Origin of the sequence: Ancylobacter vacuolatus, assembly GCF_030813595.1 — a bacterium.
Classification (GTDB): domain Bacteria; phylum Pseudomonadota; class Alphaproteobacteria; order Rhizobiales; family Xanthobacteraceae; genus Ancylobacter; species Ancylobacter vacuolatus.
Window position 1 is genome coordinate 1 of record NZ_JAUSUH010000016.1, and the last position, 26,477, is coordinate 26,477.

Sequence of the window (26,477 nt, forward strand, 5' to 3'; positions counted from 1 at the left end):
ACGTTGCAGAACCCCGGCGGTGCCGCCAGCCCACCGCCGTGAAACAGGCCGGAAACTCTAGCCTCCGGCGGTCCAAAGAATGGGGGCGGATCAATGATCGACGGACTCTGCCTAAATCTGGAGGAGGATCAGGGTCTCAGGTCATTGCTTCACGGCGGTGGCTGGCTACGCCGCCGGGGTTCTGCAGCGAGATCGGGGGCTTGTGGCCGATGGCCCCATGCGGCCGATCCTCGTTGTAGTGTCTGAGCCAAGCCTCCATCTTTTTCGGCCGCATCCGCAAGCGTCAGGAACCAGTGCGTGTTCAGGCACTCACTCTGGAAGCGGCCGTTAGATGCCATTGCAAGCGGGGAGGTCTCGACGACTGATTGCGACGCCGTCGCAGACATCCACCTCGTTGCATCTTGCGACCAGAAGCGGTCGTTCGAACCGAGCCTACCCCATCAGCGCGCACTGGATAGCCGAGCTCGCCAGCCGTGCCGTTGTAAGAAGCTGGTCGAGTCCGTGGCCGTTGCGTGCCTTGGCCGACAGGCCGAACATGGTCGTCGCCACAAAGTCCGTCAGGGCCGCCGCTTCCGCCGCATGGCGCTCCGCAATGTGGTCCCGGATCTGTGTTTCCACCGCAAGGTTGTAGGCCAGAGCCGCCTCGCGGGCCTGTGCATCGTTGCAGCGGGTGCCTTCCACCACCAGACAACCGGCCGCCTTCGGATCGGCGGCATAGTGGCGGGCCGCTGCATCCAATAGCGCCGTCAGGTTGTCTGCCACGGGACGCTCGGGTCTCAGAATATCGGCGAGTGGAAGTGCTCCGACCGCGGCGTAACGCTCCAGCACCCGCGCATAGAGCCCCTGCTTGCTGCCGAAGGCGGAATAGAAGCTCGGCGGCTTGATGCCCAAAGCATCGATTACATCGGCGACGCTTACGGCATCGAAGCCACGGGCGCGAAAAAGATCGGCGGCGGCGGCGACCGCCTGCTCCGGGTCGAAGCCGCGGGGCCGTCCGCGCGAGCGCGGTATTTTTATAGTCGACATTACATAACTCGTTGACGCCCAGATGGTGTCTATTTATGTAGCGCCTCATAACTTATTCCTCAAGGAGGCGGACGTGACGATGTTTCAAGGCAAGACGGTGCTGGTTCTGGGCGGGAGTCGAGGGATCGGCGCCGCGATCGTCCGGCGCTTCGCGGCCGAGGGTGCAACCGTGACCTTCACCTATAGCGGCTCGCAGGCCGCGGCTGAGGCGCTGGCCGCCGAGACCGGAAGCCGGACCCTTCGAACGGACAGCGCCGACCGGGACGCGGTGATTGCGACCGTGCGCGAAAGCGGTCCGCTCGACGTCATGGTCGTCAATTCCGGCTTCGCGATCTTCGGCGATGCGCTGGACCAGGACCCCGACGAAATCGACCGCCTGTTCCGGGTCAACGTCCATGCGCCCTACCATGCTTCGGTCGAGGCGGCGCGGCACATGCCGTCGGGCGGGCGGATCGTCGTGATCGGCTCGGTGAACGGCGACCGCATGCCCGTGCCCGGCATGGCCTCCTATGCGCTGAGCAAGTCCGCCCTTCAGGGACTGGCCCGGGGTCTGGCTCGCGATTTCGGGCCACGCGGCATCACGATCAACGTCGTGCAGCCCGGCCCCATCGACACCGATGCCAACCCGGCGGACGGACCGATGCGGGACCTCATGCACAGCTTCATGGCGATCAAACGCCATGGCCGGCCCGAGGAAGTCGCCGCCATGGTCGCCTGGCTCGCCGGCCCGGAAGCGGGCTTCGTGACCGGGGCCATGCATACGATCGACGGGGCCTTCGGCGCTTAGCAGCTCTCCTTCAATCCGTGAGGAAACGGTCCGCTTTCTGACTCAAAAGGCGGAAAGCGGACCGACCGCTTTCCGCCCCCCGTCGGTCCTCGCCATGGGTGGGCCCCATCACCAACGCAACGGCGCAAACGGGGCCGTTTGCCGTTGGTCCGCAGGCGTCCCACACGCAAGCCGTTCCCTGATCATCTCCCGCGCGAGCGTGTCGTCGTGGCCGCGCGGGAGAGCTGCCCGTGCTGCGGTTACTGCCGGCTGGTTAAGCTCGGAGAGGACATCACCGAGACGCTGGAGGTGATCCCGCGCCAGTGGAAGGTGATCCAGAAGGCACGCGAGCGCTTCTCCTGCCGGGCCTGCGAGGCGGTGACCCAACCGCCGGCGCCATTCCACGTCATCCCGCGCGGCCAGGCCGGGCTGAACCTGCTGGCCATCGTGCTGTTCGAGAAGTTCGGACAGCGCCAGCCGCTCAACCGGCAGAGCGAACGCTATGCTCGCGAGGGCAGCCGCGACCTTCAGCGGGCGTGCTGGCAGATGCGGCGCTCAAGGGGTGGTGAGACCTCCGAGGGGGAGCGTCCGCGCGACTTGGGGAAGGCAGCGGCATTGGCGGTTGGCCGGGGCGTCCATCGATTCCGTATTTGGACACCCCTCGCACGAAGGGTTCTTCCGGTTCTGTATTGGATCAAGGCGCGAAGATGGAAATAGGCCAAGGCTGCCCTGAGAATGTGAACGGCGGCTATCAAGACGGGTACCCCAGATGAGTTCGCCGCTCTATGTTTTGCCGCATGCTCTCTCGAAAGGTCACCATGCCGTTCAGCGACGAAAGTCATCCTCTCTGGGAGGTGCAGAATCTCAAGAGGGCCCTTCACGCCTCGGGCGTCGCCCTCTGGTCATGGAACATCGAGACCGACAGTTTCGTGATGGACGAGCGGGCGTTCGATTTGTGGGGCCTGCCGCAGGACAGCCACGTGACGTTCGAAGACCTGTCCTCCCGCATTCACCCGGCGGACCGAGACCGGGTTCGTGCCGCCTTTAACGCGACCCGCGCCTTGGTCGGAGCTTACGAGATCGACTTCCGCATTCTGCTGGGTCACGAGATCCGATGGATTTCTGCACGCGGCCTCGGCAATGACGAGGGAGTGCATCGCGGCCAGATGTCGGGCGTTTTTCTTGATGTGACCGGGCGCAAGCAGGCGGAAGAGGGCCACGAACTGCTCGCTGGTGAGATGAGCCACCGGGTGAAGAACCTGCTTGCGATCGCCTCGGGCCTCACCAGCCTGACCTCTCGTTCGGCCACGTCCGTCGAGCAGATGGCAAAGGAGCTCACGCAGCGCCTGACGGCGCTCGGCCGGGCGCATGACCTTGTCCGACCTTTGGCTGCGAACCAGGGAAAGGCCGCTCTTCTGGGCGACCTGATCGCGGTTCTGCTGGCACCCTATGAGGATTCCGGAGCGTTTAGCGGGCGTGTCCGTGTTGCCGTGCCGCGCATGGGCATCGGCGAGCAGTCCGCAACGACCCTTGCGCTGGCTATCCACGAGCTGGCCACCAATTCGCTCAAATACGGCGCCCTCTCGGTGGCATCGGGACTGCTGGATATCTCCGGCACCTCGACCGACGAGGAGGTGTGCATGGTGTGGACCGAGCGTGGCGGCCCTCCCGTGCAGAACAAGGGAGATGAAGGCTACGGCACGAAACTCCTGAACCGCAGTGTGACCGGCCAACTCGGGGGCTCTATCAAGACTGACTGGTCGGATGACGGCATCATCGTGACACTGACGATGAACGCTGAAAGACTCGCGACTTGAGGGGATGGTTCATGCCCCCGCCACACGCGACGTCTGTCCGGCCCGCTTGGACACGCGCTTGGTCAGGCCCATGCTCGGTGACAACTGCCGGATTGATGAGTCGAAATACCGGAGCAGAGGCGCCCATATCGCAGCGACCACGCTAAACGCCGAGCCCACGACGTAAGACCTGTTCCGGTGCGTCTCAGGCTCGCGGCGACGGCGCACCCACATTATCCAGCAAGCGGACGCGGCTCCGTGCGATGCGCCACATATGCGTTCACCGAGCTCGACAGCCAGGCAACAAGAAAGCACTGGGCATGATGGCAATGTCCGCCAGACCAGCCTCCGGAACAATGTTGGCATCCCCGGTATTGCTACTCAAAGGGGACCATAATGACCGTCGACCGGCTGCGCCAGGATATCGACAGCGGCAGACTCGAGACAAGGTTGCATTCCCCGATCCGGCTGCGGCTCCTCTCGGTACCGACGACGAAGCGGCGCGCACGCCTGCGCCACCGGAACGGATTGCTTATGCGGAACGGCGGATCGAACAGTCGAAAGGTAACACCCCGGGGGCTGCCGATGATGAATTCTGCCATGCCTCGCTAAAATAGACGTTCCGCCATTTGTCATTTCTCTATTTCAACCCGGGATTTCAATGCGCCAAGATACCGCCTTCCTTTTTGATCTCGACGGAACGCTTGTCGACAGCGTCTATCAGCATGTTGCCGCTTGGAAGGAAGCTCTTGACGCGGAGGGGATCGATCTTTCGGTCTGGCGCATTCACCGAAAAATCGGGATGAGCGGGGGGCTGTTCGCCAACCAGTTGCTGCGTGAGACTGGATTCGACATCGATCCGGAGGCGAGCGAGCGCCTGCGCCTGCGCCACGCAGCCGCCTACAGCCGACTTAGCGCGACTGTGACGCCGCTGCCCGGCGCACGGGAACTTCTGGCCGCGCTCACGGAGGGGGGCATCCCCTGGGCAATTGCCACCAGTGGGCGTATGGAGACCGCCGCAAGCAATCTCGCGGCGCTTGGCGTGGAGCCGGCGCAGGTACCTGTGGTCACGCGGGACCTCGTGAAATACGCCAAGCCGGACCCCGACCTCTTCCTCGCCGCCGCCGCCCGACTCAATGTCCCGATCGAAAACACCGTCGTGGTGGGAGATAGCATTTGGGACATGCTCGCGGCGCAGCGGTGCCGCGCTTTGGGTATCGGCGTGCTTTGCGGCGGATACGGCGTTGCCGAATTGCGCGAGGCCGGGGCCTATCGGGTTTTCGAAGACCCAGAGGAGTTGCTGGAGCATCTGGACGAGGTTGGCGGCCGCCGCTAGCCGGCACTGTCGGCATCTTACCCCACCCGCGGAGCGGCGTTCCCTCGCAGCAAATCGGACGATGTTGCAATGCAACATTGCAGCCCGCGGAGCGTTGTCCGATCGACGGTCTATGCCGTAACGATGGAAGGCTTCACAGTCGCTGCAATCAACGGGCGTCGCTTCGGCCCTTCGCGCTCTCGCAATGCCGTTTTGGACAGCCGCGCCATACCTTCCCCTGGTGGCGGGGTTCCTAATCGCTGGCTGCGCGAGACCGAGGGATTCGGGTCTAACCCCGGCGCCTTGCGCATGTTCTGGTACGCACCGTCTGGACTGCGGCCGGCATCGCCGCTTGTGGTGGTGCTGCATGGCTGGGCCCAGACGGCGGAAGGCTATGATCGCGGTTCCGGATGGTCCGCACTTGCCGAACGCGAAGGCTTTGCGGTGTTGTTTCCCCAGCAACAGCCGCAGAATAATCCGCACTCCTGCTTCACGTGGTTCCGTCGGGGCGACATTGGCCGCGGCGACGGCGAGGCGCTTTCTATCCGGCAAATGACCGAAGACATGATCGCCAACCAAGGGATCGACCGAAACCGCGTCTTCGTCACGGGTCTCTCGGCCGGCGGTGCCATGACCAATGTGATGCTCGCCGCGTATCCAGAGGTGTTCGCCGCCGGAGCAATCATTGCCGGCTTGCCCTATGGCGGGGCCTTCAACGGGTTACAGGCGGTGCAGTGCATGCGGTACCCCAGCGGCCGAACACCGCAAGAATGGGGCGGCCGGGTACGCGCCGCCTCCAATCACGAAGGCCCGTGGCCGCGCATGTCGGTCTGGCACGGGAGCGCGGATACCACAGTCGTCCCCGCCAATGCCGATGCGATTATCGCACAATGGCTGGACGTGCATGGGATCGATGGGTCGATAGTGTCGATGCCTGAACCGGGCACAGCTGGTCATCGGATATGGTCAGATGCCTCCGGGCATGCGCTGGTGGAGGAGCATCGCGTCATCGGCATGGCCCACGGTACGCCGATCCGCACCGCTGGGCGCGCGCCCGGTCGGGGTATTGCCGGACCCTTTTTCCTCGATGTTGGGATTTCCTCGACCCTGAACATCGCCCGCGCGTGGGATTTGCTCGCGGTAGAGGGCGGCGATCACGGTATTTGACACCCGGCATGTGTGTCGAGGTGAGTTTATGCGACGTTCGCATAAGCGCGGCCACGATGGTTCCTTGGCACGTCCGCGATCTCACGGTGGCGGGGTGCCGGAACGACGCTCGCAATACCTGGAGGGTATCAGCATAGCCTGTCTAGCCGGCGGGAACGATGCGTTCTTCAAGCGGTTCTTCGGCTGGGGCCTGGGGCATCATTCATGGAGACCGTCATGGCCGAAAAAACCCTCGAGATCCTTTTCCACGAGACCCTCAAGGACATTTACTACGCCGAGCGCAAGATCTTGAAGGCGCTGCCGAAGATGGCGCGCGGCGCGCAGTCGCCGGAACTCAAGGCGGCGTTCGAGAAGCATCGCGACGAGACGGAAGGCCAAATCGAGCGGCTGCAGCAGGTGTTCGAGCTGATCGGCAAGCGCCCGCAGGGCAAGACCTGCGCCGCTATCGAGGGCATCCTTGAGGAAGGCGAAGAAATCCTTGAAGAATTCAAGGGCCAGCCCGCGCTCGACGCCGGTCTCGTCGCCGCCGCTCAGGCTGTGGAGCACTACGAGATCGCCCGCTACGGCACGCTCAAGCGCTGGGCCCAAGTGCTCGGCATGAAGGATGCCGTCAAGCTGCTGGACGCGACGCTCAAGGAAGAGTCGATGACCGACGACAGCCTGTCGGCGTTGGCAGACCAGGTCGCCAACCAGAAGGCCCTCAAGGCCGCGTGAGGAATGCGAGCGCCAGCCGGACGGTTGGCGCCCGCTTCTCTCCGAAACTTTGCCGCCCACACGTGACAAGCCTCGTCCCTGACCCCTGAGGATCCCCATGAAAGCGCTGACCTGGCACGGCAAAGGCGACATACGCTGCGACAGCGTGCCCGATCCCACGATCGAGGATGGCCGCGACGCCATCATCAAGGTCACGGCCTGCGCGATCTGCGGGTCGGACCTGCACATATATGGCGGCATCATCCCCGGCATGGAGCATGGCGACGTGCTCGGCCATGAAAGCATGGGCGAAGTCGTTGAAGTCGGCGCCGGCGTCGGCAATCTGAAGGTTGGGGACCGCGTGGTCGTGCCCTTCACCATTTCCTGCGGCGAGTGCTTCTTCTGCAAGCGTGGCTTTTTCTCCGGCTGCGAGCGCAGCAACCCCGACCGTGCGAAGGCGGCCAAGCTATGGGGCAACTCGCCCGGCGGGCTGTTCGGGTACTCGCATCTACTGGGCGGCTATGCCGGCGGACAGGCCGAGTATCTGCGCGTGCCCTATGCCGATGTCGGCCCGATCAAGGTGCCGGACTCCCTCACCGACGAGCAGGCGCTGTTCCTCTCCGACATCTTCCCCACCGGCTACATGGCGGCGGAGTTCTGCGACATCCAGCCCGGCGATACCATCGCCATATGGGGCTGCGGTCCGGTCGGGCAGATGGCCATCCGCTCCGCTTTCCTGCTCGGCGCCGAGCGGGTGATCGCCATAGACACGGTGCCCGAGCGTCTGGCGCTGGCGCGGGCCGGCGGCGCGCTGACTCTCGATTTCCACGAAGAGGACATCTATGACCGCATCATGGAGCTGACCCATGGGCGCGGGGCGGATGGCTGCATCGATGCCGTGGGCACCGAGGCCGATGCCACGGCCAGCGCCGATTCCGTCATCGACCGGGTGAAGACCGCCCTGTTCATGGGCACCGACCGCCCGCATGTACTGCGCCAGGCGATCCATTGCTGCCGGAACTTCGGCACCGTTTCCATTGTCGGCGTCTATGGCGGCTTTCTCGACAAGGTGCCGATGGGCTCGGCGATCAATCGCGGCCTGCGGTTCCGGATGGGCCAGACGCCGGTGCAACACTATTTGCCCATGCTGCTGGAGCGGATCCAGAAGGGGGAGATAGACCCGTCCTTCGTCATCACCCACCGGGCCACGCTGGAAGAGGGCCCTGATCTCTACAAGACGTTCCGCGACAAGCACGATGGCTGCATCAAGGTGGTGCTCAAACCTTGAGGGAGCCGCCCGCCGTCGCCTATGTCTATACCCCCGACCGCAAAGGTGAGCGACTGATCGCTCATCTCGATGGGTTGCTGGCATCCTGCAGGTCGATCGCTATGGCGTCTCCAAGAGGTTGGCCGTGCGCAACGCGGTCAGCCTGGCGTTCGCTGGACGCATGTTCGGCGGCGCTTCTACGAGTTGGCCAGACCGGCCCCGCGCCGATCGCCAGAGAAGCCCCGCTACGCATCGCCGACCCCAATCGCGTCGAGGCTGATATCCGTGGCCGCACCCCGCAGGAGCGTTCTGCCTCGGCCTTGCCTGGGTCGCCCTGATCGCCGCCGTGCCTTACAGGATCCACGCAATCCTGACCGACAACGGCGTCCAGTTCCGCGTCCCGCCGCGTTATGCCAACGGTACGACGGCTCGCTACATCACCCACATGTTCGCGATACGCTGCCGCGAGAACGGCATCGAGCACCGCTTCACCAAGATCAACCATCCATGGACCATCGGGCAGGTCGAGCGGATAAACCCGACGATCAAGGACGCCACCTTCAAGCGCTATCACACGACAGCCATGATCAGCTCAAACCCCACCGAAGACTTCGTCAGCGCCCACAATTTTGGCCGGAGACTGAAGACATTGAAGGGGCTCACTCCCTGCGAGTTTATCTGCAAGTGCTGGACTTCAGAGCCGGAACGATTCACGCTCGATCCGATCCATCAAATGCCGGGACTGAGCATCTAGGGCAGGTACATTCCGCCGTTTACATGGATGGTCTGGCCGCTTGTAAAGCTACCGGCCGGCAGGGCGAGGATGCGCACGAACTCGGCGACGTTGCGCGGCTCGCCTTCGTGCCCGACCAGCAAATGACCACCGCCCGGAAACGCGCCGCCGGCGCCCGAGGTCGCCGAGCGGTTGCCGCCGATGCGGCCAGGGACGACGAGGTTGGCGGTGATGCCATGTTCGCCGAACTCAACCGCTAGCGCCTTGGTAAAGCCGACCAACGCTGCCTTGGCGGTAGCGACATGGACGCGGTGGAACACACCGGAATGCGCACTCACGCCGCCAATGGTGACGATGCGGCCGAAGCCGTGGCGAACCATGTGCGGGATCGCGGCACGGGTGACGAGGAAGGCGCCCTCGACGATCACCGAATTGATCTCGCGCCACGCGGCCAGGCTGATCTGCGCGAACGGCGTCTCGCGCCGGATGGCGGCGTTGTTGACGAGGATATCCAGACGGCCATGGGCCGCGACGATTTCGTCGACGAGTCCCTGCGCCTGCGACTCATCGGTGATGTCGGCGAGCGCCGTGCTGGCGCTGCCCCCGACCGCGCGGATCTCGTCGGCCACCGCATCGATTTCGTCCCTGGACGTCTTGGCGTGGACCACGACATGGGCACCCTCTGACGCCAGCAGCAGCGCGCTTTCGCGGCCGATGCGACGGGCCGAGCCGGTGACGAGGGCGACCTTGCCGTGAAGTGACTTTTGCTGATGCGAACTCATATCTCTACCGATGCCCGTTGATGTCAGAGGCGGAACTGCAGCGTGCCGTCGCGGCGCACGTGTTCGACCAGGTCGAGTTCCCACCGCAGATATTCCCGCATCGCCGCCTCACGGTCTTCGCGGCGCTCGAAGGATTTGAGCAGCACGTCATCAGTTCGGGAGGCGAGGTTCTCCGGCGTGGTCTCCAGCGGAAGGCCGGCCGTGCTCCAGGCGTCGGTGCCACCGGCCAGCAGCTTCACCACGGCACCGGTCGCCTGCGCCAGCTCGGCCACCGCCAGGCGCGCGATCACCTCGTCGGGCGAGGTGACGACGTAGAGCGGCGCGACGGGCAGCTTCGACGCATCCGTCGCCAACCGGCCGCGCACGGCGAACCAGGCGCCGGGAATGTGGCCGGTGCGGTACTGCCGGCTGGTGGCGAGGTCCACCACAATGATGTCGCCCTGCGCCAGAAGCGCGGAGAGTTCGGCGGCGGTGACGGTCTCGGCGCTGGCTCCATCAAGGCCGAGAACGATCTCCTCAGAGGTGCCGGTCTCGACGCGGCCCACGGCGGCGTTCTCGTCAAGCACATAGACATTGGGGAAGCCGAGCCGTGCGAGCCATGCCGCCGTGGTGCGGGCCCGCACGCCATCGCTGTCGGCCAGCACAATGCGCGCAGCGCGCACGGCGATATAGGTGTCGGTGGCCTGCACCAACTGCCCGCCGGGGGCCGAGAGGAAGTCCGGGCGATGGCCGTGACGGTACTCGTCAGTCCCGCGCACGTCGAAGCGGTAGAGCGTGATGTCGCCGCGCTCAGCCTCGAAGCGGGCGAGCGTCGCCGCGCCGATGGTCGGCACGTTGAGGCGCGTGGCCAGAGCCTCGGCGGCCTTGCGTGCCCAGTCATGGGTCTCGGGAGAGGGCTTTGGTGCGATCTGGTCCTGGCCGCGCGCGACGTCCAGGCCCGCCAGATGCCAGCCCTGTGTGCCGTCCTTGAGGGACACCACGCGGTTGGGCAGGCTGGCGTCGATCAAGATCTGCGCGCCGATGATCGAGCGGGTGCGTCCGCCGCAATTCACCACCACCAGCGTCTCGTCGGACGGAATGACCTCGCTGGCACGCAGCACCAGCTCGGCGCCGGGGCAATTGATGGCGCCGGGAATGCTGATCCAGTTGTACTCGTCATAAGGCCGGCTATCGAGCAGAACGATGTCCTCGCCGGCGGCGCGGCGGGCCTGCAGTTCGTGGGCGTCGATATGTGGGGTCGCGTATTCTACCTCGACGAATTCAGCAAAGGCCTTGCTCGGCACATAGACGCCGGCGAACAGCTCGAAGCCTGCGGCCTTCCATGCCGGCACGCCGCCGCGCAGGATGGAGACGTCCTCGTAGCCATGCTTGCTCAGGATCTCGGCAGCACGGGCCGCGAGCGTCTCCTCATCATCCACCAGAACGAGAGGCGTGGCCCGGCGCGGCACCAGCGCGGGCACGATGCGCTCGAAGCGGGAGAGGGGTGCGTTCGAGGCGGTGAGGATGTGCGCGCTAGCGAACACGCCTTCCTCGCGTATGTCGAGCAGGGCGATCTCGGTGTCGCCCAGAAGCGTGGTGTGGAGGGCGGCCGCGTCGATGCGGGGGAAATGGGCGCTCATCGTGTTCTTGACCTGTCAGGAAAAAGGCCCTTCCGGCGTGCGGAAGGGCCCGGGGTGGTCACTGGCGGTTAAAGACCGCGTCGAACTGCTCGAGGAACTTCGTCGAGGCCTCGCCACCGATATCCTGGTCCGAGACGATGATCTTCAGGTCGGCGAGCTTGGGCAGGCCTTCCGGCGTCTTGGCGTCGGGGTGGGTCGGGATGTAGGAGCCGGCATTGGCGACGAGTTCCTGACCCTCGGCGCTGGTCAGCACCTCTTCCAGCAGCTTGGCGGCCGCGGGGTTCGGGCCGCCCTTGAAGATGGCGAGGTAGTTCTCGTTGGTGACCACGCCATCCTCGAGGATATAGGCCTCTATGCTCTGGCCGCGCTCCTTGGCGGTGATGACGTTCTGCGACGAGATCAGCGGCGACAGGTCACGCTCACCGGCAACCAGCAGCCGGACCGATTCCGCATTGCCGCGCGTCAACAGGAAGTCCTGCTTGGCGAACCCCTTGATGGTGTCCCAGTTGATGATCTTGTGGGCCAGCAGCGTCTGGAACCAGGTGAGCTGCGAGGCGGCCGAGCGCGGATCGGAGAACACGATCTTGCCCTTCCACTTCGGGTCGAGGAAGTCGGCGATCTTCTTCGGCAGCACCGACGTGTCGGGGAAGGCCTTGGGGTTGTAGGCGGCCGAGAGCAGCGTAGCGGCGGTGGCGAGGTAGGTGCCTTCGGAATCCTTGTAGTTGCCGCCGATCTTGTCGAAGTCACGCACCTTGTAGGGCACGAGATAGCCGCGCTTCTTCCAGTCGTCGAGAATGAAGCGCTGGCTGATGAACACCAGATCCGGGTTGGTGCGGCCGGCCGCCTTCTCCGCCTCGATGGTCGGGATCAGGTCGAGCGTCTGCTTCTGGACGATGTTCAACTTCACATCGGGGAAGGTCTTGCGCCAGAACTCCAGCACCGCTGTGCTCGTCTCCTGGCGGAAGGAGGTGTAGAACACCACCTGGCCTTCCTTCTTCGCGGCCTCGTAGAGGTCCTTGAAGCGTTCGGGGAGCGTGTCGGCGCGGGCGGGGGCGAACGAGGTGGCGAGCGAGCCCGCGACGAGCAGCGCGGCGGCAGCGCCCTTCAGCAGGGTTCTCTTATTGAGGGTCATGTCAGTCTCCAGGGGGCAAAGGGTCAGGCGGCAGCGGACGTTTTCGCGGCCGTGTGCTCGGCCGCCGCGTCGATCGCCTTGGTGTGCTTGTGGTGACGGGCAGGGCGCTTGAGACCGAGATGCTCGCGCAGGGTCCGGCCCTCATAGTCGGTGCGGAACAGCCCGCGCCGGCGCAGTTCGGGCAGTACCAGTTCGATGAAGTCGGTGAGGCCGCCGGGCAGATAGGGCGGCATGACGTTGAAGCCGTCGGCGCCCTCGTTGAGGAAGCGCTCCTCCATCTTGTCGACGATCTGCTCCGGCGTGCCGATCACCTGCCAGTGGCCGCGCGCGCCAGCGACACGCAGGCCGAGCTGCAGGATCGACAGCCCCTCGCGCTGGGCGAGTTCCAGCAGCAGCACCTGCCGGCTCTGCGCGGCGTTGGTGACTGGAATGTCGGTGGGCAGCGGGCCATCGAGCGGCAGATGGCGCAGGGGAATTCCGAGGCGATGCTCAAGGATGGAGAGCGCTACGTCCGGGTGGATGAGGTTCTGCAGTTCCTCGAACTTCGCCTGTGCCTCCGCCTCGGTGCGGCCGACCACCGGGAAGATGCCCGGCATGATCTTGACGTCGTCCGGGGAGCGACCCGCAGCGACGGCGCGGGCCTTCACGTCGCGGTAGAACGCCTGCGCGTCGGCAAGGGTTTGCTGCGCGGTGAAGACGACTTCGGCCGAGGCGCCGGCCAGAGCCTTGCCAGCCTCAGACGAGCCGGCCTGCACCAGCACCGGCCAGCCCTGCGGCGAGCGCGGAATGTTGAGCGGCCCACGCACGCCAAAATATTCGCCGCGATGATCGAGGCTGTAGACCTTGTCGGGATCGAAGAAGACGCCGCTGTCCTTGTCGCGGACGAAGGCGTCATCTTCCCAGCTGTCCCACAGCCCCTCGGTGACGGCGAGGAACTCGGTGGCGCGGCGGTAGCGCTCATCATGCGGGGGGTGGTGGTCGCGGCCGAAATTATATGCCTCGCCCTCATTGCCCGAGGTGACGAGGTTCCAGCCGGCGCGCCCGCCGCTGATATGGTCGATGGAGGCGAATTTGCGGGCCAGCGTGTAGGGCTCGTTATAGGTGGTCGAGGCGGTCGCCACGAGGCCGATGCGTTCGGTGACGGCGGCCAGCGCGCCGAGCAACGTCAGCGGCTCGAACTGCGCGACATAATGGGTGGAGAAGCGCGCCAGCGCGCCCCAGTCTTCGCCGCGCGCGCCTGCGCTGTCGGCCAGGAACAGCATATCGAACTTGGCGGCCTCGGCCGCCTGCGCGACCTCGGCGTAATGCTTGAAGTTGATGCCGGCATCGGCCTGCGCCTGCGGGTGGCGCCAGGCGGCGGCGTGGTGGCCGGTGGGGTAGAGAAAGGCGCCGAGCGCCATCAGCTTGGTCATGGGAAACCTCAGGCGGCTGTGAGTTCGGAAGGGAGGGCGGCGGGCTGCCGTGCGGCGGCGTCCTTGCCGGCGATCTGGCCGGTGACGAAGCACTCCGCGAGATTGCCGGCGCCGAGATAGAGGAAGCCCCAGATGCTGCCGAGCTCGCCGGCCTCGTAGAGACCGGGAATTGGCTCGCCATGCGCGTTGAGCACGCGCTGGCGGGCGTCATGCGCGGGCCCCCCTTGGGTGTTGCTGACCACCGGCCACAGCTCGCCGACATAGAAGGGCGGGTTCTTCACGGGGAATAGCGACCCGGCCGGGCGGTTGTGGTCGCCGTCCTTCCCCGCCGCGACCGAGGCGTTCCAGCGCGCGAGGCTCTCCGCGACCGCGGTAGGATCGGCGTCGATGAGCGCGGCGAGATCCTCGATGCTGTCGGCGCGCTTCAGGATGCCGTTGCCGACCTCCTTCAGATTGTCGTCGCTCCACTCATAGGGCTCGACCGAGCGGTCGTTGATGACGGTCTGGCCGAGCGGGTAGAGCTTGCGTCCATCCTCATCCACCACAAGGAAGGCGGGGATGCGCGGGAAGCGCTGCGACTGCGCGTCGTACTGGTCGAGCGGCCGATGGCCGGTGTCCTGGATATAGGGCTGGTACTCGTTCATGAATCGCCGGCCCTGGCGATCCAGCACGATCCAGGACATGCGCACGTCCGGCTCCTGCAGCTGCGGCGTCCAGTCCGGCAGTTTCTTGACCCGCAGGCCATAGGGATAGGCCGGGTCGGTGTGGCGGAAGCCGTAGGAGCCGTGGAAGTGCCACATGTGCCAGAGGTCGGCGCCAGCGGCCTGCGCCATGCGGATGCCGTCGCCGGTATTGCCACGCGTGGCGACCGGAAGGACCGGGCGGATCTGCCAGTATTTACGCTGCAGATCGGGCGCGGCCTCGAAGCCGCCGGAGGCAAGGATGACGCCGCGCCGTGTGCCGATGCGCGTCACCTTGCCATTGGAGCGGACCACGGCGCCGAGCACCTCGCCATCCGGCCCGAGGATCAGGCGCTCGGCGGCGGTATTGAGGCGTGTCTCGATGCCGCGCGCCCGGACATTGTCATGCACCAGCTTGAACACGTTCGGCCCGCGCAGCCGGCCGCGCACCTGCGGGTACTCAGTACGCGCATCGAAGCCGGGGATGGAGAGCACCTCCACCGTGCCGAAGGCGTCATTGCCTGCGAACGGATAGTTGGCGACGCGCCGGTGGACCGCGATCTCCGCGCCGTTCACCGTGGCGAGGTCGCGAAAATAGGGCTCCAGCTCGGCCATGCCGGCGGCGACCGCATCGAGCACGTCATCCGGCACGTCGGGGCCGACCGTCTCGCGCAGATAGGCGCGGGCGCCGGCGCGCTCGACGATGGTGCGAATACCGCCACCGGCACAGATCGAGATGCCGCCCGGATCGGGCATCTTCTCGATCAGCAGCACACGCGCGCCGGCATCATGGGCGGCGATCGCCGAGGCGCCGCCGGCAAAGCCGAAGCCGACGACAAGCACGTCCCAGACGTCGTCGAAGGGCGCGGTGGAGGTGGTGACAGGCATGGCAGGCATTCCGGCTAGCTGACCACGGCCGTCTTCTTCCGCGAGAAGAAGCGGATGAGGCCGAGGATGGAGAGGCTGACAGTGACGATGACGACGGAGAGCGCGGCGGCGAGCTCGATGGCGCCGTCCTCGATGAACTGGATCACCACGGTGGGCATGACCTGCGTGTCCGCCTGAGAGAGGATGGCGGACATCGACAGCTCGCGCAGGCTGAGCGAGAACACCAGTACCCAGGCGATGCCGACCGCGCCGCGCACCAGCGGGAAGGTGACGTCGCGTACACTGCGCAGCCAGCCGGCGCCGGAGATGCGCGCGGCCTCTTCCAGATCGGTCGAGAGCTGCTGGATGCCGTTGCGCACCAGCACGAAGGCGATTGGCAGCAACTTGCCGGCATAGGCGATGAGGATGAGGGTCAGCGTGCCGTAGAACAGGTTCACGTAGCCCATCAGGATTCCCACCGCATAGGCGATGGAGGGAAAGCCATAGGCGATCATGACGAGGAAGGTGATGGCCTCGCGGCCGAAGAACTTCACCCGCTCTACCACCCAGCCGAGCACCAGCCCGAGCCCGGCGCAGACCGTGGCGGTGGCGAGTGCCAGCAGCAGACTGTTGATGATGGAGCCGCGCGCGACGAAATCGGCGTCGAAGATCAGCGCGTAATGCTTGGTGACAAGGTTGCTCAAGCTGACGTCGGTGCCGAACGAGGACAGCACCGAGAGCAGCAACAGCGCTCCGACCGGCAGTACGGCGGTAGCAAAAACCACGACGATGCCGAACCCCGCCGCGAGCCAACGCCAGCGGCCGAGTATGGTGATCTGGGCGGAGGTCGCCTTGCCGGTGAGGGTGCGGAAATTTTCCGCCCGGACGGCGTATTTCTGGATCAGCAGGCTGACGGCGGTGAACACCATGATGGGCATCGCCACCGCAGCGGCATAGTTGAACTGCGGCGGGAATTTCAGCAGGTCGTAGATCTTGGTGGTGATGACCGAGAAGTTTGCCATCGTGCCGATGGCCGCCGGCGCGCCGAAGGATGAAAGCGCGTCCAGCATCACCAGGATGATGGCGGACAGGATCGCCGGCCGCACCAGCGGCAGCGTGATGGTGAGCGTTGTGCGCAGCCGGCCCGCGCCAAGCACGCGCGCGGCCTGCTCGTTGCTGGCATCGACATTATGCAGCGCCGCGCTGACCGCGAAGAACACCAGCGGGTAGACGCCAATGATCTCGATGAAGACGAGACCGCCGAAGCTCATGATGTTGAACGGCGCCTGGGTGAAGCCCAGATACTCGACGGCCAGTTTGTTGAGATAGCCGGAGTTCGGTGCGGCGAGGAAAATCCACGACACCACCGAGATGAAGGACGGGATGACGAAGGAGATGCCGGCCGCCAGCGTCACCAGAATCTTGCCGGGCGCATCGGTGCGCGCCACGATCCAGGCGAGCGGAATGCCGAGCGCGCAGGCACCCGCCGTCACCAGGCCAACCAGCACGGTGGAGTTCACCGTCGCCGCCCACATGCCGCGCCGGTTGAAAGCCTTCTCGAACGTGTCGAAGGTCAGGTTGCCCTGCGCATCAATGAGGCTGTAGCCGATGAGCAAGGCGAGCGGATAGGCGATGAGAGCCAGCAGGACGACGATCGCAAAGCCGATGACGAGAAGCTTCACCGGCTGGATGCCGGACAGCCTCTGCAGGAGCGCGGGGCTGTCCGGTACATTGCGCGGGTCATCGGTGAAGAGGGTGGCGCTGCTCATGCCACCACCCAGGCGCTGTCCGGGCGAAACCAGAGCCGGGCGCGGCCGTCAGTGAAGGTGCCGGGCGTGCGCGACTGCACGCGTAAGGGCGTGTCCTTGGCGGTGAGCTGAAGTTCGTAGCGGCTGCCGAGGAACGCTGCCGACACGAACTGCACATCGAGGCCGGTCTGCTGGTCGGGCTTTTCCGGCCGGTCGAAACGGATGTCCTCGGGGCGCAGCAGCAGCGTCGCGCGCTGTCCGGGTGTCGCCGTGGCGAGCCAGCCGGCCGATGCGCGCGCCGTAGCTATGTCGCCCGCGTCGAGCGCCACCGACACCCGGCCGGCGGCGCGATCCACCGTGACGATGGCTCCTTCCAGCAGGTTGGCGGTGCCGACGAAATTGCCGACGAAGCGGCTGGCGGGGGTGCGGTAGACTTGTTCTGGGGTGCCGACCTGCTCGATGCGGCCCTTGTTCATCACCACGACCCGGTCGGCGAGAACCAGGGCCTCGTCCTGGTCGTGAGTGACGTAGAGCGTGGTGATGCCGATGCGCTTTTGCAGCGCGCGCAGCTCGAAGCGCATCTCCTGCCGCAGCGAGGCGTCGAGGTTCGAGAGCGGCTCGTCGAGCAGCAGCAGGGTCGGCTTGGTGGCGAGCGCCCGCGCCAGCGCCACGCGCTGCTGCTGGCCGCCGGAGAGTTCGGACGGGTAGCGCTTGGCGAGATCGCCGAGCTGGACCAGATCGAGCACGGCGGCGACCTCGCGCTCGATCTCCGCGCGCTTCTTGCCGGCCACCACCAGGCCGTAACCGACATTGTCCGCCACCGTCTTGTGCGGCCACACCGCATAGGTCTGGAACACCATGCCGAGGTGCCGCTTCTCCGGCGGCAGCGCGAAGGAGGCGCTGGAGGCGAGTTTGCCATCGAGATGAATCTCGCCACCTTCCGGCTGCAGGAATCCGGCCACCATGCGCAGCGTCGTGGTCTTGCCGCAGCCGGAGGGGCCGAGCAGCACCACGCTCTCGCCGGGGGCCACCCTGAGATCGATGCCGTTGACCGCAGCGGTATCGCCGAGCTTCTTTCGCAGGTCGCGCAGCTCCAGCCGGGCGGGCTGAGCGTCGACAGCTGGCAAGATGTGGGCGGCGGGGGAATAAAAGTTCATCGCGAAATCCCGGTTGGGCGCAGTCTCGGTTCAGGCTGAGCGGGCGTAACGGCTCTCGGGGCGGGTCAGCCCGTAATGCTCGCGCAGCGTCCGGCCGGTGTAGTCGCGGCGGAACAGCCCGCGCGCCTGCAGGATCGGCACGACCTCGTCGACGAAGGCGCTGAGCCCGCCCGGCATGAAGGCCGGCATGATGTTGAAGCCGTCCGCCGCGCGCTGCTCGACCCAGAGCTGGATATGGTCGGCGATGACATCCGGCGTGCCGGCCAGCACCTTGTGGCCGCGCCCGCCGGCGAGGCGGCGCAACAACTGGCGCAGTGTCGGCTTTTCACGCTCGACGATGTTGAGGATGACCTGTGAGCGGCTCTGCGCGCCCTGCACCGTCTCGGGGCGCGGGAACGCCTCGATCGGGATGCGTTCGTCCAGAGGGAAGGCACTGAAATCGAAGCCGTCAAAGCGCTGCGAGAGATGCTTGAGGCCGACGACGGGAAGCGTGAGGTCGTCGAGCTCTTCCTCCAGCGCGCGGGCCTCGGCTTCAGTCGAGCCGAGAATCGGCGACAGGCCCGGCAATATCTTGATGCCGTCCGGGTCCCGGCCAAAGAACAGCGCGCGGCGCTTCACGTCGGCGTAAAAATCCTGTGCCTCGGAAAGCTCCTGTTGCGCGGTAAAGATGGCCTCGGCGTAGCGCGCGGCAAAGCCACGGCCTTCGTCCGACGAGCCCGCCTGCACCAGCACCGGGTTGCCTTGCGGCGAGCGGGGTATGTCGAGCGGCCCTCGGACCCGGAACGCCTCACCCTGATGGTCGATGGCGTGGATGCGGGCGGTGTCGGCATAGATGCCGCGCGTGCGGTCCAGCACGCGGGCGTCGTCCTCCCAGCTGTCCCACAGCTTGCGCACCACCTCGACATATTCGGTCGCGCGGCGGTAGCGGTCAGTGTGCGAATTGCGCTGGTCGAGCCCGAAATTGCCGGCGGCTTCTGCGGACCAGGACGTCACGATGTTCCAGCCGGCGCGGCCGGCGCTGATATGGTCGAGCGAGGCAAATTGCCGGGCCAGATTATAGGGTTCGGAATAGGTGGTGGAGGCAGTGGCGATCAGGCCGATATGCGAGGTCGAGCCCGCCAGCGCCGAGAGCAGCGTCAGCGGTTCCAGCTTGCCCTGCGCCACATGCTTCACGCTGCGGCCGATGGCGAGCTGGTCGGCAAGAAACAGCGAGTCGAACTTGCCGCGCTCCGCGATTGCCGCGATCTCGCGGTAATAATCGACATCGGTCAGGCGTTCGGGCTGTGATCCGCTGTAGAGCCAGGACGCCTCATGATGACCGGTGGTCGGCACGAAGACGTTGAGATGGATGTGTTTGGTCACGGCGGTCGTCCTGAAAACGCTCAATCGAGCTTGATGTTGGCGGCCTTGATGACGCGGCTGTAGTTCTCGAAATCGCGGCGCACGGTGGCATCGCCCTCCTCGGCCGAGGAGGCGACGACGGCAAAGCCCTGGCCTTCGAGGAAGCCCTTCACCTCGGGCGCATTCAGCGCGGCGACGAAGTCCTTGTTGATCTTCTCGACCAGAGGGCGCGGGGTCTTGGCGGAGACGAAGAAGCCCTGCCAGGTTTCGATGTTGAAGTCCTTGACGCCCTGTTCCTGGAAGGTCGGAACGTCGGGCAGGGCGGCCGAGCGCTTGGCGGTGCTGACGCCGATGGGCACCAGCCGGCCGGCGCGCACATGCTCGGTAACGGCGGCAAGCGTGATGATCACCGCGTCGATATGGCCACCAAGCAGGTCGGTCACCGCCGGGGCGCCGCCCTTGTAGGGGATGAAGGTGTATTTGGTGCCGGTAAGCTGGCCGAGCAGCTCGTGGCCGATGTGATGCGCGCCGCCATTGGACGGCGTGCCAACGGTGAGCGTACCGTCCTTCTCGCGGGCCAACTTCAGATATTCGTCGAGGTTCTTCACGCCGAGCGAGGGGCGAACCACAAGGATTTGCGGGTTCGACACCGCCTTGGTGACGGTCGAAAGATCCTTGATCAGGTCGCTCTTCAGCTCCGGGCCGAAGAAGATCGCGTTGAGCGGGACCTTGTCGCCGCCGACCACGATCGACAGCCCGTCCGGCTTGCCCTGCGCGATCTGCTCCAGCCCGATATTGCCGTTGGAGCCGGCAACGTTCTCGACGATGGGGTCCTTGCCCCAGATTTTTCCGAGCTCGCGGGCCACCGTCCGGGTCAGCGCGTCGGCGCTGGCGCCGGCCGACGAGGTGACGACGATGCGCACCTGGGACTGCGGGTATTTCGACACATCCACCTCGTCGGCGGAAGCGGGGACGAGCGTCAGCGCCAGTGCGGCGCCGGCTAATAGACTGAAAACACCATTCATCGCTGACAATCTCCGTAATTCGCCGCGATCCTAAATTGACATTTCTTATTGTCTATAGAAAATATCGATTAATGAGTTTGGAGATTGCCAGTGCCCCTTAATCGCGACGTTCTCACCGCCGGCCTCGCCACCGCCTTTGCCTTGATTCTGCTGGCTTTCGGCAGCCATCTCCCGGCGGGAACGGCGGTCCGCATGGGACCCGGCTTCATTCCCCGTGCCGTCGCCATAGGCCTGCTCGCGGTGGCCGTGCTTATCCTGATCAAGGCTTTGCTTGCCCGGCCCGCCCGCGCAGACGATGCCGCGCCGGAAGCGCCGATTCACTGGCGTGGGGCAGCCAGCATCAGCTTCGGCGTGCTGACGTTCGCGCTGCTGATCCAGCCGATCGGCCTGCTCGCCAGCGCCACGGCGACGGTGTTCTTCTCCTCACTCGCGCAACAGGGCGAGGGCTGGGGTGAACGCGTGGTGCTTGCGGGCTCGCTCGCTGCCATTGCCGGGGCGGTGTTCGCCTATGGGCTCGGCCTGCCGCTGCCGATCCTGCCGAACTTCCTGTGATGGAACTGCTCGGTCATCTCGCGCTCGGCTTCGATGTCGCGCTTTCCTGGCAGAATCTTCTGCTGTGCCTGATCGGCGTGCTGTTGGGCACGCTGGTCGGTGTTCTGCCAGGCATCGGGCCGGCGACCACGATCGCCATCCTGCTCCCGGTGACTTTTGAGCTGCCGGCCGTCGGCGCGCTCATCATGCTCGCCGGCATCTATTACGGCGCGCAGTATGGCGGTTCGACCACGGCGATCCTCGTCAACATGCCCGGCGAGTCGTCCGGTATCATCACCGCGCTGGACGGCCACCAGATGGCCAAGCAGGGCCGCGCGGGAGTGGCGCTGTCGATTGCCGCCATCGGCTCGCTGTTCGCCGGCACGGTCTCGACCTTCTTCATCGCCGGATCGGCCTCGACGCTGTCCGAGCTCGGCCTGCTGTTCGGGCCGGCGGAGAATGTCGCGCTGATGGTGCTCGCCATCGTCGCGGTCATCGTCATGAGCAAGGGCTCGGTGCTGAACGGACTGGTGATGGTACTGATCGGCCTGTCGCTCGGGCTGATCGGCACCGATGTCGAAACCAGCAAGGCGCGCTTCACCTTCGGCATCCAGGAACTACGCGACGGCATCGATTTCATCCCGTTGGCGATGGGGTTGTTCGGCATCTCCGAAATCCTGCGCACGCTGGAGACGCCGGGCGACGGTTCGGTGCTGAACAACAAGATTTCCGGGCTGTGGCCGAAATGGGCGGACCTGAAGGCTTCGGCGCTCCCGATCCTGCGCGGCACCGGGGTCGGGACCGTGCTGGGCATCCTGCCGGGAAGCGGCACGCTGCTCGCCTCGTTCACCGCCTACATGCTGGAGAAGAAGATTTCCCGCACGCCCGAGCGCTTCGGCAAGGGCGCGATAGAAGGGCTGGCCTCGCCGGAGAGCGCCAACAACGCGGCGGCGCAGACCTCTTTCGTGCCGATGCTCACCCTCGGCATGCCGTCCGGTGCGGTGACGGCGCTGATGATCGGCGCCATGACGATCCACGGCATCTCGCCGGGGCCGCAGGTGGTGACGCAGCGCCCGGATCTCTTCTGGGGGCTGGTGTGTTCGATGTGGATCGGCAATGCGATGCTGCTGATCATCAACCTGCCGCTGATCGCCATCTGGGTGTCGATCCTGCGCATCCCCTACCGGCGACTGGTGCCGGCGATCATCCTGTTCTGCTGCATCGGCGCCTATAGCGTGAACAACTCGACCTTCGACGTGCTGGTGCTGTTCGCCGCCGGGCTGTTCGGCTACGCGCTGTCGCGGCTGGACTGCGATCCGACGCCGCTGCTGCTCAGCTTCATCATTGGGCCCATGCTGGAGGAGAATTTCCGCCGCGCCATGCTGGTCGCGCACGGCAACCCTATGACGTTTGTCGAAAAGCCCATCAGCCTGACGCTGCTACTGGCGACGGCTGCCCTACTGGTCGTGGCGGTCCTGCCCTCGGTGCGCAAGCGTCGCGAGGAGGTGTTCGTGGAGTGAGGAGAGCGATGTCGCATGACCGTTTGTCATGATCCGGCATAGGATGCTGGCCGGATCCTTTCTGTTCAGTAGCGAGTACCAAACATGGCGCTCAGCCCGACCATCGATCCCATCTCTCCGGCCTTGCGCGACCTGCTTGCCCCAGGCGGCGTACTTCGTGCCGGCATCAATCTCTCGAACTTTCTGCTGGTTTCGAGCCGCGATGCGCATGGTTCGCCGATCGGGGTGTCGCCCGACATGGCCGGCGCGATCGCCAATCACCTCGGGGTCGGGCTGCAATTGGTGCCGTACGAGTCGCCCGGTCTTCTGGCCGACGCGGCCTTGCGCGACGAATGGGATATTGGGCTGATCGGGGCCGAGCCGCAGCGGGCCGAAGTGATCAGCTTCACCCCACCCTATGTGGAGATCGAGGCGACCTATCTGGTCCCCGAAGGCTCTACGTTGCACGGCACGGGGGACGTCGATGCACCGGGCCTTCGCATCGCGGTGACGGGCCGCACCGCCTATGGGCTATGGCTCGACCGCAACATCCAGCACGCCACGCTGGTGCGCTCCTCGACCATGGACGCGGCGCGGGCGGATTTTGCCGATCAAGGGCTGGACGCGCTCGCTGGGCTTCGACCGCGGTTGGTTTCGGATCAGGCTCTGCTTCCCGGGTCGACCCTGTTGCCGGGGCGCTTCATGGCGGTGCAGCAGGCGATTGGAACGCCAAAGGCGAAAGCCGCGGCGCTCACCTACCTCACGAGCTTCATCAAGGCAGCCAAGAGCTCCGGCTTCGTCGCCGAACTGATCGAGAGGCACCGTGTGCAGGGCCTCAGCGTCTCCGCTGCGTGACGGCGAAGCGCTGGTGCGCGTTGTGGCGGAGCCGCCTCTCTGCCTATGAGCCGGAAGGTTGGCAGTCCTCACAGCGCCCGCAGCGTCGAGATGACCTGCCGGGTGCGCTCATGAACCGGGGCGACCAACAGCGCGCGGGCGGGCCCTGTCTCAAGGATCCCTTATGAACGTCCGCTTTGCGCCGCCATCTCGTCATTTAAGCTCGCCGGGATCGATCCCGGAAGCCGCCATCCGTTGATGTGGCGCCCCGGCCGCCTCCATGAGCCGTCGGCACGACAGCCAATGGCGGCCAGCGCTTGCGGGCAGGTCCACGGCGAACCATCGATAAGCGCTCGCATCCGGTGTTCGCCTTGACCAAAAGGATTGTGAATCGGGAATGGATTGGCTCTGCCAAGTGATGGCAGGCAGCGATCACGTCGCGGGCGCGCTGCCTGCCCGTGAACAGCTCCGCCAGTGCGGTGGATAAGCAGCGTCGTATCCCCGCATTTTCTCCATCCGCGACAGCCACGCGCCCAATGCTGGCAGACGCGCGCCAAGGTCTTCAAGGCCAAGAGCCATCTCGATCGCTTCCGGACGCGCTGCGGCCCGTCGCAGCATCTGGATGTTCGGCAGCGCGACGATGTCCGCTGCGGTGATATCGTCACCCGCCAGATAAGGCGCGACCGACAGCGCCTGCTCCATCCAGCCAAGCGCATCATACGCGCGAGCAGCGGACGCGCGCATGGCCTCGGGATCGTCCTTCGCATGGCCGCGCAACAGCGGGCGGACGATCTCCACATCGAACAGATCGCGCGTGTAGTTCTCGAACTCGCTCACGCGTTGCCAGATGCGGCCGTGCTCCTGCGCCGCCTGGCCGAACAGCGGCACGGCGGGATGGCTGCGATCCAGGAAGGCGATGATCGCGACGGATTCGTAGAGCGCCGCGTCACCGGTCCTCAGCACCGGCACCTTGCCGCGCGGATTGAGCGCGAGAAATGCCGGCGAGCGATTCTCCCGCTTGGCTGAGTCCAAGCGGTGGGACGCATATGGTACGCCCTTGTATTCGAACGCTAACTGCACCCGCCACGCATAGGGGCTGCCGCTGATCCAGAACAATTCGTAATCCATCGGCGCCTCTACCGCGCTCACAGTTCTATCCCTGCACCGGCGAGCGCACCGTCGATGCGCTCATCGACTTCGCGCTTCGTCGCAGCCCAACCAGGTACCGTGTCCAGCAGACGCTGCTGCCAGGCGACCAGATTGGGGAATTCGTTTAGCGGGATCTTCGTCCGTTCGTTCTGCGAGAACGGCCCGGCGATGTCGAAATCCGCCAGCGTCAGCCGGTCGCCGACGATGTAGTCATGCTCGGCGAGATGCGCGTCCAGGACGGCAGCCCCTGCACGGATCTTGTCGGCTGCCAGTTGTACAATGGTCTCATCCGCAGGCCGGCCCATGAAACGCTTGCCAAGCACCTCATCGAAGGTGAGCGTCGCGAAGATCCGCCACTGCTCGCCTGACCAGAACATCCACTGGAGGATCTCGTACTTCTCACGGATCGTTTTGCCCGCCAGATCGCTGCCCGCCTTCTCAGCGAGATAGAGGTTGATCGCCGCCGACTCGTAGAGGACGAAGTCGCCGTCCACCATCACCGGCGACAACCCGTGCGGATTTAGCTCCAGGAACTCGGGCGTGTGGCTCTCGCCCTTGAAGAGATCAACGTTCACGATCTCGATGTCGATGCCCATGGCAGCCGCTGCTGCCGTGACACGGCGCCGGCTGCCCGAGCCGGGGTCACCGTAGATCTTGATAGCCATTGTTAGATCATCCTTTGAATGTGGGACCAGACCGACCGGACCTGGGAGATGGAACGACGCGGCTGATCCGACCTCGGAAGTAGAGAAGGTTCGCGGTGGACCCACCGGAGGCTGGGAATTAGGCCATGCGTGGAAGGACGTGTATCCATCCAATGTTGAAAACATATATCCGGATTTCAAATGAGTGATCGCTGGCAGGAAATGGCTGTGTTCGTCCGGGTGGCGGAGAGCGGCAGTCTCTCTCGCGCGGCGCGCGAACTGAAGCTTTCTCAGCCGTCGGTATCGCGCATCATCGGTACGCTGGAGGCGCGGCTGGGGACGACACTTCTGCTGCGCACCACCCGCAGCATCTCGCTGACGGAAGCCGGCGCCCTGTATCTGGAGCGCGCGAGGTACCTGCTAGCAGAAATGGAGGAGGCCGAGCAGGCAGCCCGGGGGGCAGACTCGCTGCACGGCGTGATACGCTTGGCGATGCCGGTGCTCTATGGCACGCGCGCGGTCATTCCGGCGCTTGCGACGTTCTTGGCCAGACACCCGGATCTTCGGGTCGAGATGATCATGAGCGATGCGCGCCAGAACCTCATCACGGACGGAGTCGATATCGCCATCCGCCTGGGCGTCGGACCGCTGGACGACTCCACCTTTGGCGCCCGCAAACTTGCGCTAGTCGAGCGACTGGTTGTCGCGGCCCCGGCCTATCTCTCAGCGCATGGCGCGCCCGCCAATCCGGCCGAACTCGCCCGGCACCATTGTATCGTCCAGCATGGCCTGTTTGGCCGCGAGAGCTGGCGCTTCACGCACAATCAGACGGTCACCTCCGTCAATGTCCCGCCGAAGCTTTGGATCAACTCAGCACCGGGGATTCTGGCGGCTGCGGTAGCAGGGATGGGCATCGCGCTGGCCACTCGCGTGATGGCAGGAGAGGAACTCCGCACTGGCCTGCTTACGCAACTGCTGGAACCCTATCGGCTCGATCCGGCCGAGGTCTACGCTATTTTCCCGGCAGGTCCCAGGCCATCAGCGAAAGTGCGCGCGATTGTCGATCATCTCGGCGCGACGCTCGACGCGAAGAGCTGATCATCAACCAAACCATCTCGTGAAGGACCGGTTCGCCGCTTAATTCGCTTCCGGATCAACGCTCGCTCGCCTGGATCGCCGGTGCCGCGAATGGGCCTGCCGGCCCGGAGCGCTGGCGTTTCCCAAATTCTGCTCCCGGTCGGCGACTCTGGAAAATGCGCCGTCTGACATGGCAAAACGGAAATCACTCGGCTCG

The 26,477-nt window shown here is 65.2% G+C and carries 22 protein-coding genes and 4 pseudogenes; 13 read left to right on the plus strand and 13 right to left on the minus strand.

Annotated elements, in window-relative coordinates; genetic code table 11:
- Window positions 1–136: 136 nt before the first annotated feature.
- Window positions 137–335, minus strand: a pseudogene (locus J2S76_RS22605) (integrase core domain-containing protein); the annotation flags it as partial.
- Between the two features lie 97 nt (window positions 336–432).
- On the minus strand, window positions 433–1,026 hold the full coding sequence (locus tag J2S76_RS22610) for a TetR/AcrR family transcriptional regulator (protein ID WP_307064327.1): 594 nt from the start codon (window positions 1,024–1,026) through the stop codon (window positions 433–435).
- Window positions 1,027–1,105: 79 nt separating this feature from the next.
- On the opposite strand from J2S76_RS22610, the gene bdcA reads away from it, so the two are divergent.
- From bdcA to J2S76_RS22655, 9 genes and pseudogenes are all read left to right on the plus strand, one after another.
- Complete coding sequence (gene bdcA, locus J2S76_RS22615) at window positions 1,106–1,813, plus strand: SDR family oxidoreductase (RefSeq protein WP_307064374.1); 708 nt, start codon at window positions 1,106–1,108, stop codon at window positions 1,811–1,813.
- Window positions 1,814–1,963: 150 nt separating this feature from the next.
- Window positions 1,964–2,308, plus strand: a pseudogene (locus J2S76_RS22620) (IS66 family transposase zinc-finger binding domain-containing protein); the annotation flags it as partial.
- Window positions 2,309–2,610: 302 nt separating this feature from the next.
- Window positions 2,611–3,609 carry a sensor histidine kinase gene (locus J2S76_RS22625; RefSeq protein WP_307064328.1) on the plus strand — a complete coding sequence of 333 codons (999 nt, stop codon included), beginning with the start codon at window positions 2,611–2,613 and terminating at the stop codon, window positions 3,607–3,609.
- Between the two features lie 640 nt (window positions 3,610–4,249).
- A complete protein-coding gene (locus J2S76_RS22630; RefSeq protein WP_307064330.1) occupies window positions 4,250–4,924 on the plus strand; it encodes an HAD family hydrolase in 675 nt (224 codons plus the stop codon).
- Between the two features lie 123 nt (window positions 4,925–5,047).
- The gene (locus J2S76_RS22635) at window positions 5,048–6,070 is read left to right on the plus strand and encodes an extracellular catalytic domain type 1 short-chain-length polyhydroxyalkanoate depolymerase (RefSeq protein WP_307064331.1); all 1,023 of its coding nucleotides are present in this window, start codon (window positions 5,048–5,050) and stop codon (window positions 6,068–6,070) included.
- Between the two features lie 216 nt (window positions 6,071–6,286).
- Window positions 6,287–6,784, plus strand: coding sequence for a YciE/YciF ferroxidase family protein (locus J2S76_RS22640; protein ID WP_307064333.1), 498 nt, complete (start codon window positions 6,287–6,289; stop codon window positions 6,782–6,784).
- Window positions 6,785–6,881: 97 nt separating this feature from the next.
- Window positions 6,882–8,051 (plus strand): zinc-dependent alcohol dehydrogenase, encoded by a 1,170-nt coding sequence (locus J2S76_RS22645; protein ID WP_307064336.1) that lies wholly within the window; start codon window positions 6,882–6,884, stop codon window positions 8,049–8,051.
- A gap of 2 nt (window positions 8,052–8,053) precedes the next feature.
- Window positions 8,054–8,347, plus strand: a pseudogene (locus J2S76_RS22650) (IS66 family transposase); the annotation flags it as partial.
- Window positions 8,348–8,496: 149 nt separating this feature from the next.
- A pseudogene (locus tag J2S76_RS22655) lies at window positions 8,497–8,784 on the plus strand (integrase core domain-containing protein); the annotation flags it as partial.
- Here J2S76_RS22655 and J2S76_RS22660 read toward each other — a convergent pair.
- From J2S76_RS22660 to J2S76_RS22700, 9 genes are read right to left on the minus strand one after another with little or no spacing between them, the layout of a single operon-like run.
- Window positions 8,781–9,545, minus strand: a complete 765-nt coding sequence (locus J2S76_RS22660; protein WP_307064338.1) for an SDR family NAD(P)-dependent oxidoreductase — start codon at window positions 9,543–9,545, stop codon at window positions 8,781–8,783. The pseudogene J2S76_RS22655 and the gene J2S76_RS22660 sit on opposite strands and share 4 nt — an antisense overlap.
- A 23-nt stretch (window positions 9,546–9,568) precedes the next feature.
- Window positions 9,569–11,164, minus strand: coding sequence for a rhodanese-like domain-containing protein (locus J2S76_RS22665; protein ID WP_307064340.1), 1,596 nt, complete (start codon window positions 11,162–11,164; stop codon window positions 9,569–9,571).
- A 58-nt stretch (window positions 11,165–11,222) separates the two neighbouring features.
- Window positions 11,223–12,296: an ABC transporter substrate-binding protein gene (locus J2S76_RS22670; RefSeq protein ID WP_307064341.1), complete on the minus strand. Its 1,074-nt coding sequence runs from the start codon at window positions 12,294–12,296 to the stop codon at window positions 11,223–11,225.
- A 23-nt stretch (window positions 12,297–12,319) separates the two neighbouring features.
- Window positions 12,320–13,708 carry an LLM class flavin-dependent oxidoreductase gene (locus J2S76_RS22675; RefSeq protein ID WP_307064343.1) on the minus strand — a complete coding sequence of 463 codons (1,389 nt, stop codon included), beginning with the start codon at window positions 13,706–13,708 and terminating at the stop codon, window positions 12,320–12,322.
- A gap of 8 nt (window positions 13,709–13,716) precedes the next feature.
- Window positions 13,717–15,276, minus strand: a complete 1,560-nt coding sequence (locus tag J2S76_RS22680; RefSeq protein ID WP_307064346.1) for an FAD-dependent oxidoreductase — start codon at window positions 15,274–15,276, stop codon at window positions 13,717–13,719.
- A 14-nt stretch (window positions 15,277–15,290) separates the two neighbouring features.
- On the minus strand, window positions 15,291–17,024 hold the full coding sequence (locus J2S76_RS22685; protein WP_307064348.1) for an ABC transporter permease: 1,734 nt from the start codon (window positions 17,022–17,024) through the stop codon (window positions 15,291–15,293).
- A complete protein-coding gene (locus J2S76_RS22690; protein WP_307064350.1) occupies window positions 17,021–18,160 on the minus strand; it encodes an ABC transporter ATP-binding protein in 1,140 nt (379 codons plus the stop codon). The genes J2S76_RS22685 and J2S76_RS22690 overlap by 4 nt, the downstream gene beginning before the upstream one ends.
- 30 nt (window positions 18,161–18,190) lie before the next feature.
- A complete protein-coding gene (locus J2S76_RS22695) occupies window positions 18,191–19,522 on the minus strand; it encodes an LLM class flavin-dependent oxidoreductase (protein WP_307064352.1) in 1,332 nt (443 codons plus the stop codon).
- A 20-nt stretch (window positions 19,523–19,542) separates the two neighbouring features.
- Window positions 19,543–20,526 (minus strand): Bug family tripartite tricarboxylate transporter substrate binding protein, encoded by a 984-nt coding sequence (locus tag J2S76_RS22700; protein WP_307064354.1) that lies wholly within the window; start codon window positions 20,524–20,526, stop codon window positions 19,543–19,545.
- 90 nt (window positions 20,527–20,616) lie between these two features.
- Between J2S76_RS22700 and J2S76_RS22705 the strand changes: the two genes are divergently transcribed.
- The 3 genes from J2S76_RS22705 to J2S76_RS22715 all read left to right on the plus strand — a co-directional run bounded on the left by J2S76_RS22705 (window position 20,617) and on the right by J2S76_RS22715 (window position 23,411).
- Window positions 20,617–21,078, plus strand: coding sequence for a tripartite tricarboxylate transporter TctB family protein (locus J2S76_RS22705; RefSeq protein ID WP_307064356.1), 462 nt, complete (start codon window positions 20,617–20,619; stop codon window positions 21,076–21,078).
- A complete protein-coding gene (locus J2S76_RS22710) occupies window positions 21,078–22,577 on the plus strand; it encodes a tripartite tricarboxylate transporter permease (RefSeq protein WP_307064358.1) in 1,500 nt (499 codons plus the stop codon). The genes J2S76_RS22705 and J2S76_RS22710 overlap by 1 nt, the downstream gene beginning before the upstream one ends.
- An 84-nt stretch (window positions 22,578–22,661) precedes the next feature.
- On the plus strand, window positions 22,662–23,411 hold the full coding sequence (locus J2S76_RS22715) for a transporter substrate-binding domain-containing protein (RefSeq protein ID WP_307064360.1): 750 nt from the start codon (window positions 22,662–22,664) through the stop codon (window positions 23,409–23,411).
- A gap of 411 nt (window positions 23,412–23,822) precedes the next feature.
- On the opposite strand, the gene J2S76_RS22720 is transcribed toward J2S76_RS22715, so the two are convergent.
- Window positions 23,823–24,518, minus strand: coding sequence for a glutathione S-transferase family protein (locus tag J2S76_RS22720; protein WP_307064363.1), 696 nt, complete (start codon window positions 24,516–24,518; stop codon window positions 23,823–23,825).
- 17 nt (window positions 24,519–24,535) lie between these two features.
- On the minus strand, window positions 24,536–25,204 hold the full coding sequence (locus J2S76_RS22725) for a glutathione S-transferase family protein (RefSeq protein WP_307064364.1): 669 nt from the start codon (window positions 25,202–25,204) through the stop codon (window positions 24,536–24,538).
- Between the two features lie 180 nt (window positions 25,205–25,384).
- Between J2S76_RS22725 and J2S76_RS22730 the strand changes: the two genes are divergently transcribed.
- Window positions 25,385–26,281, plus strand: coding sequence for a LysR family transcriptional regulator (locus J2S76_RS22730; RefSeq protein ID WP_307064365.1), 897 nt, complete (start codon window positions 25,385–25,387; stop codon window positions 26,279–26,281).
- Window positions 26,282–26,477 lie beyond the last annotated feature (196 nt).

What these genes read in the sequence shown, in the direction of transcription:
- J2S76_RS22610 (WP_307064327.1), bottom strand. Translation starts at nt 1,026, where the DNA reads ATGTCGACTATAAAAATACCGCGCTCGCGCGGACGGCCCCGCGGCTTC.
- bdcA (WP_307064374.1), top strand. Translation starts at nt 1,106, where the DNA reads ATGTTTCAAGGCAAGACGGTGCTGGTTCTGGGCGGGAGTCGAGGGATC.
- J2S76_RS22625 (WP_307064328.1), top strand. Translation starts at nt 2,611, where the DNA reads ATGCCGTTCAGCGACGAAAGTCATCCTCTCTGGGAGGTGCAGAATCTC.
- J2S76_RS22630 (WP_307064330.1), top strand. Translation starts at nt 4,250, where the DNA reads ATGCGCCAAGATACCGCCTTCCTTTTTGATCTCGACGGAACGCTTGTC.
- J2S76_RS22635 (WP_307064331.1), top strand. Translation starts at nt 5,048, where the DNA reads ATGGAAGGCTTCACAGTCGCTGCAATCAACGGGCGTCGCTTCGGCCCT.
- J2S76_RS22640 (WP_307064333.1), top strand. Translation starts at nt 6,287, where the DNA reads ATGGCCGAAAAAACCCTCGAGATCCTTTTCCACGAGACCCTCAAGGAC.
- J2S76_RS22645 (WP_307064336.1), top strand. Translation starts at nt 6,882, where the DNA reads ATGAAAGCGCTGACCTGGCACGGCAAAGGCGACATACGCTGCGACAGC.
- J2S76_RS22660 (WP_307064338.1), bottom strand. Translation starts at nt 9,545, where the DNA reads ATGAGTTCGCATCAGCAAAAGTCACTTCACGGCAAGGTCGCCCTCGTC.
- J2S76_RS22665 (WP_307064340.1), bottom strand. Translation starts at nt 11,164, where the DNA reads ATGAGCGCCCATTTCCCCCGCATCGACGCGGCCGCCCTCCACACCACG.
- J2S76_RS22670 (WP_307064341.1), bottom strand. Translation starts at nt 12,296, where the DNA reads ATGACCCTCAATAAGAGAACCCTGCTGAAGGGCGCTGCCGCCGCGCTG.
- J2S76_RS22675 (WP_307064343.1), bottom strand. Translation starts at nt 13,708, where the DNA reads ATGACCAAGCTGATGGCGCTCGGCGCCTTTCTCTACCCCACCGGCCAC.
- J2S76_RS22680 (WP_307064346.1), bottom strand. Translation starts at nt 15,276, where the DNA reads ATGCCTGTCACCACCTCCACCGCGCCCTTCGACGACGTCTGGGACGTG.
- J2S76_RS22685 (WP_307064348.1), bottom strand. Translation starts at nt 17,024, where the DNA reads ATGAGCAGCGCCACCCTCTTCACCGATGACCCGCGCAATGTACCGGAC.
- J2S76_RS22690 (WP_307064350.1), bottom strand. Translation starts at nt 18,160, where the DNA reads ATGAACTTTTATTCCCCCGCCGCCCACATCTTGCCAGCTGTCGACGCT.
- J2S76_RS22700 (WP_307064354.1), bottom strand. Translation starts at nt 20,526, where the DNA reads ATGAATGGTGTTTTCAGTCTATTAGCCGGCGCCGCACTGGCGCTGACG.
- J2S76_RS22710 (WP_307064358.1), top strand. Translation starts at nt 21,078, where the DNA reads ATGGAACTGCTCGGTCATCTCGCGCTCGGCTTCGATGTCGCGCTTTCC.
- J2S76_RS22715 (WP_307064360.1), top strand. Translation starts at nt 22,662, where the DNA reads ATGGCGCTCAGCCCGACCATCGATCCCATCTCTCCGGCCTTGCGCGAC.
- J2S76_RS22720 (WP_307064363.1), bottom strand. Translation starts at nt 24,518, where the DNA reads ATGGATTACGAATTGTTCTGGATCAGCGGCAGCCCCTATGCGTGGCGG.
- J2S76_RS22725 (WP_307064364.1), bottom strand. Translation starts at nt 25,204, where the DNA reads ATGGCTATCAAGATCTACGGTGACCCCGGCTCGGGCAGCCGGCGCCGT.
- J2S76_RS22730 (WP_307064365.1), top strand. Translation starts at nt 25,385, where the DNA reads ATGAGTGATCGCTGGCAGGAAATGGCTGTGTTCGTCCGGGTGGCGGAG.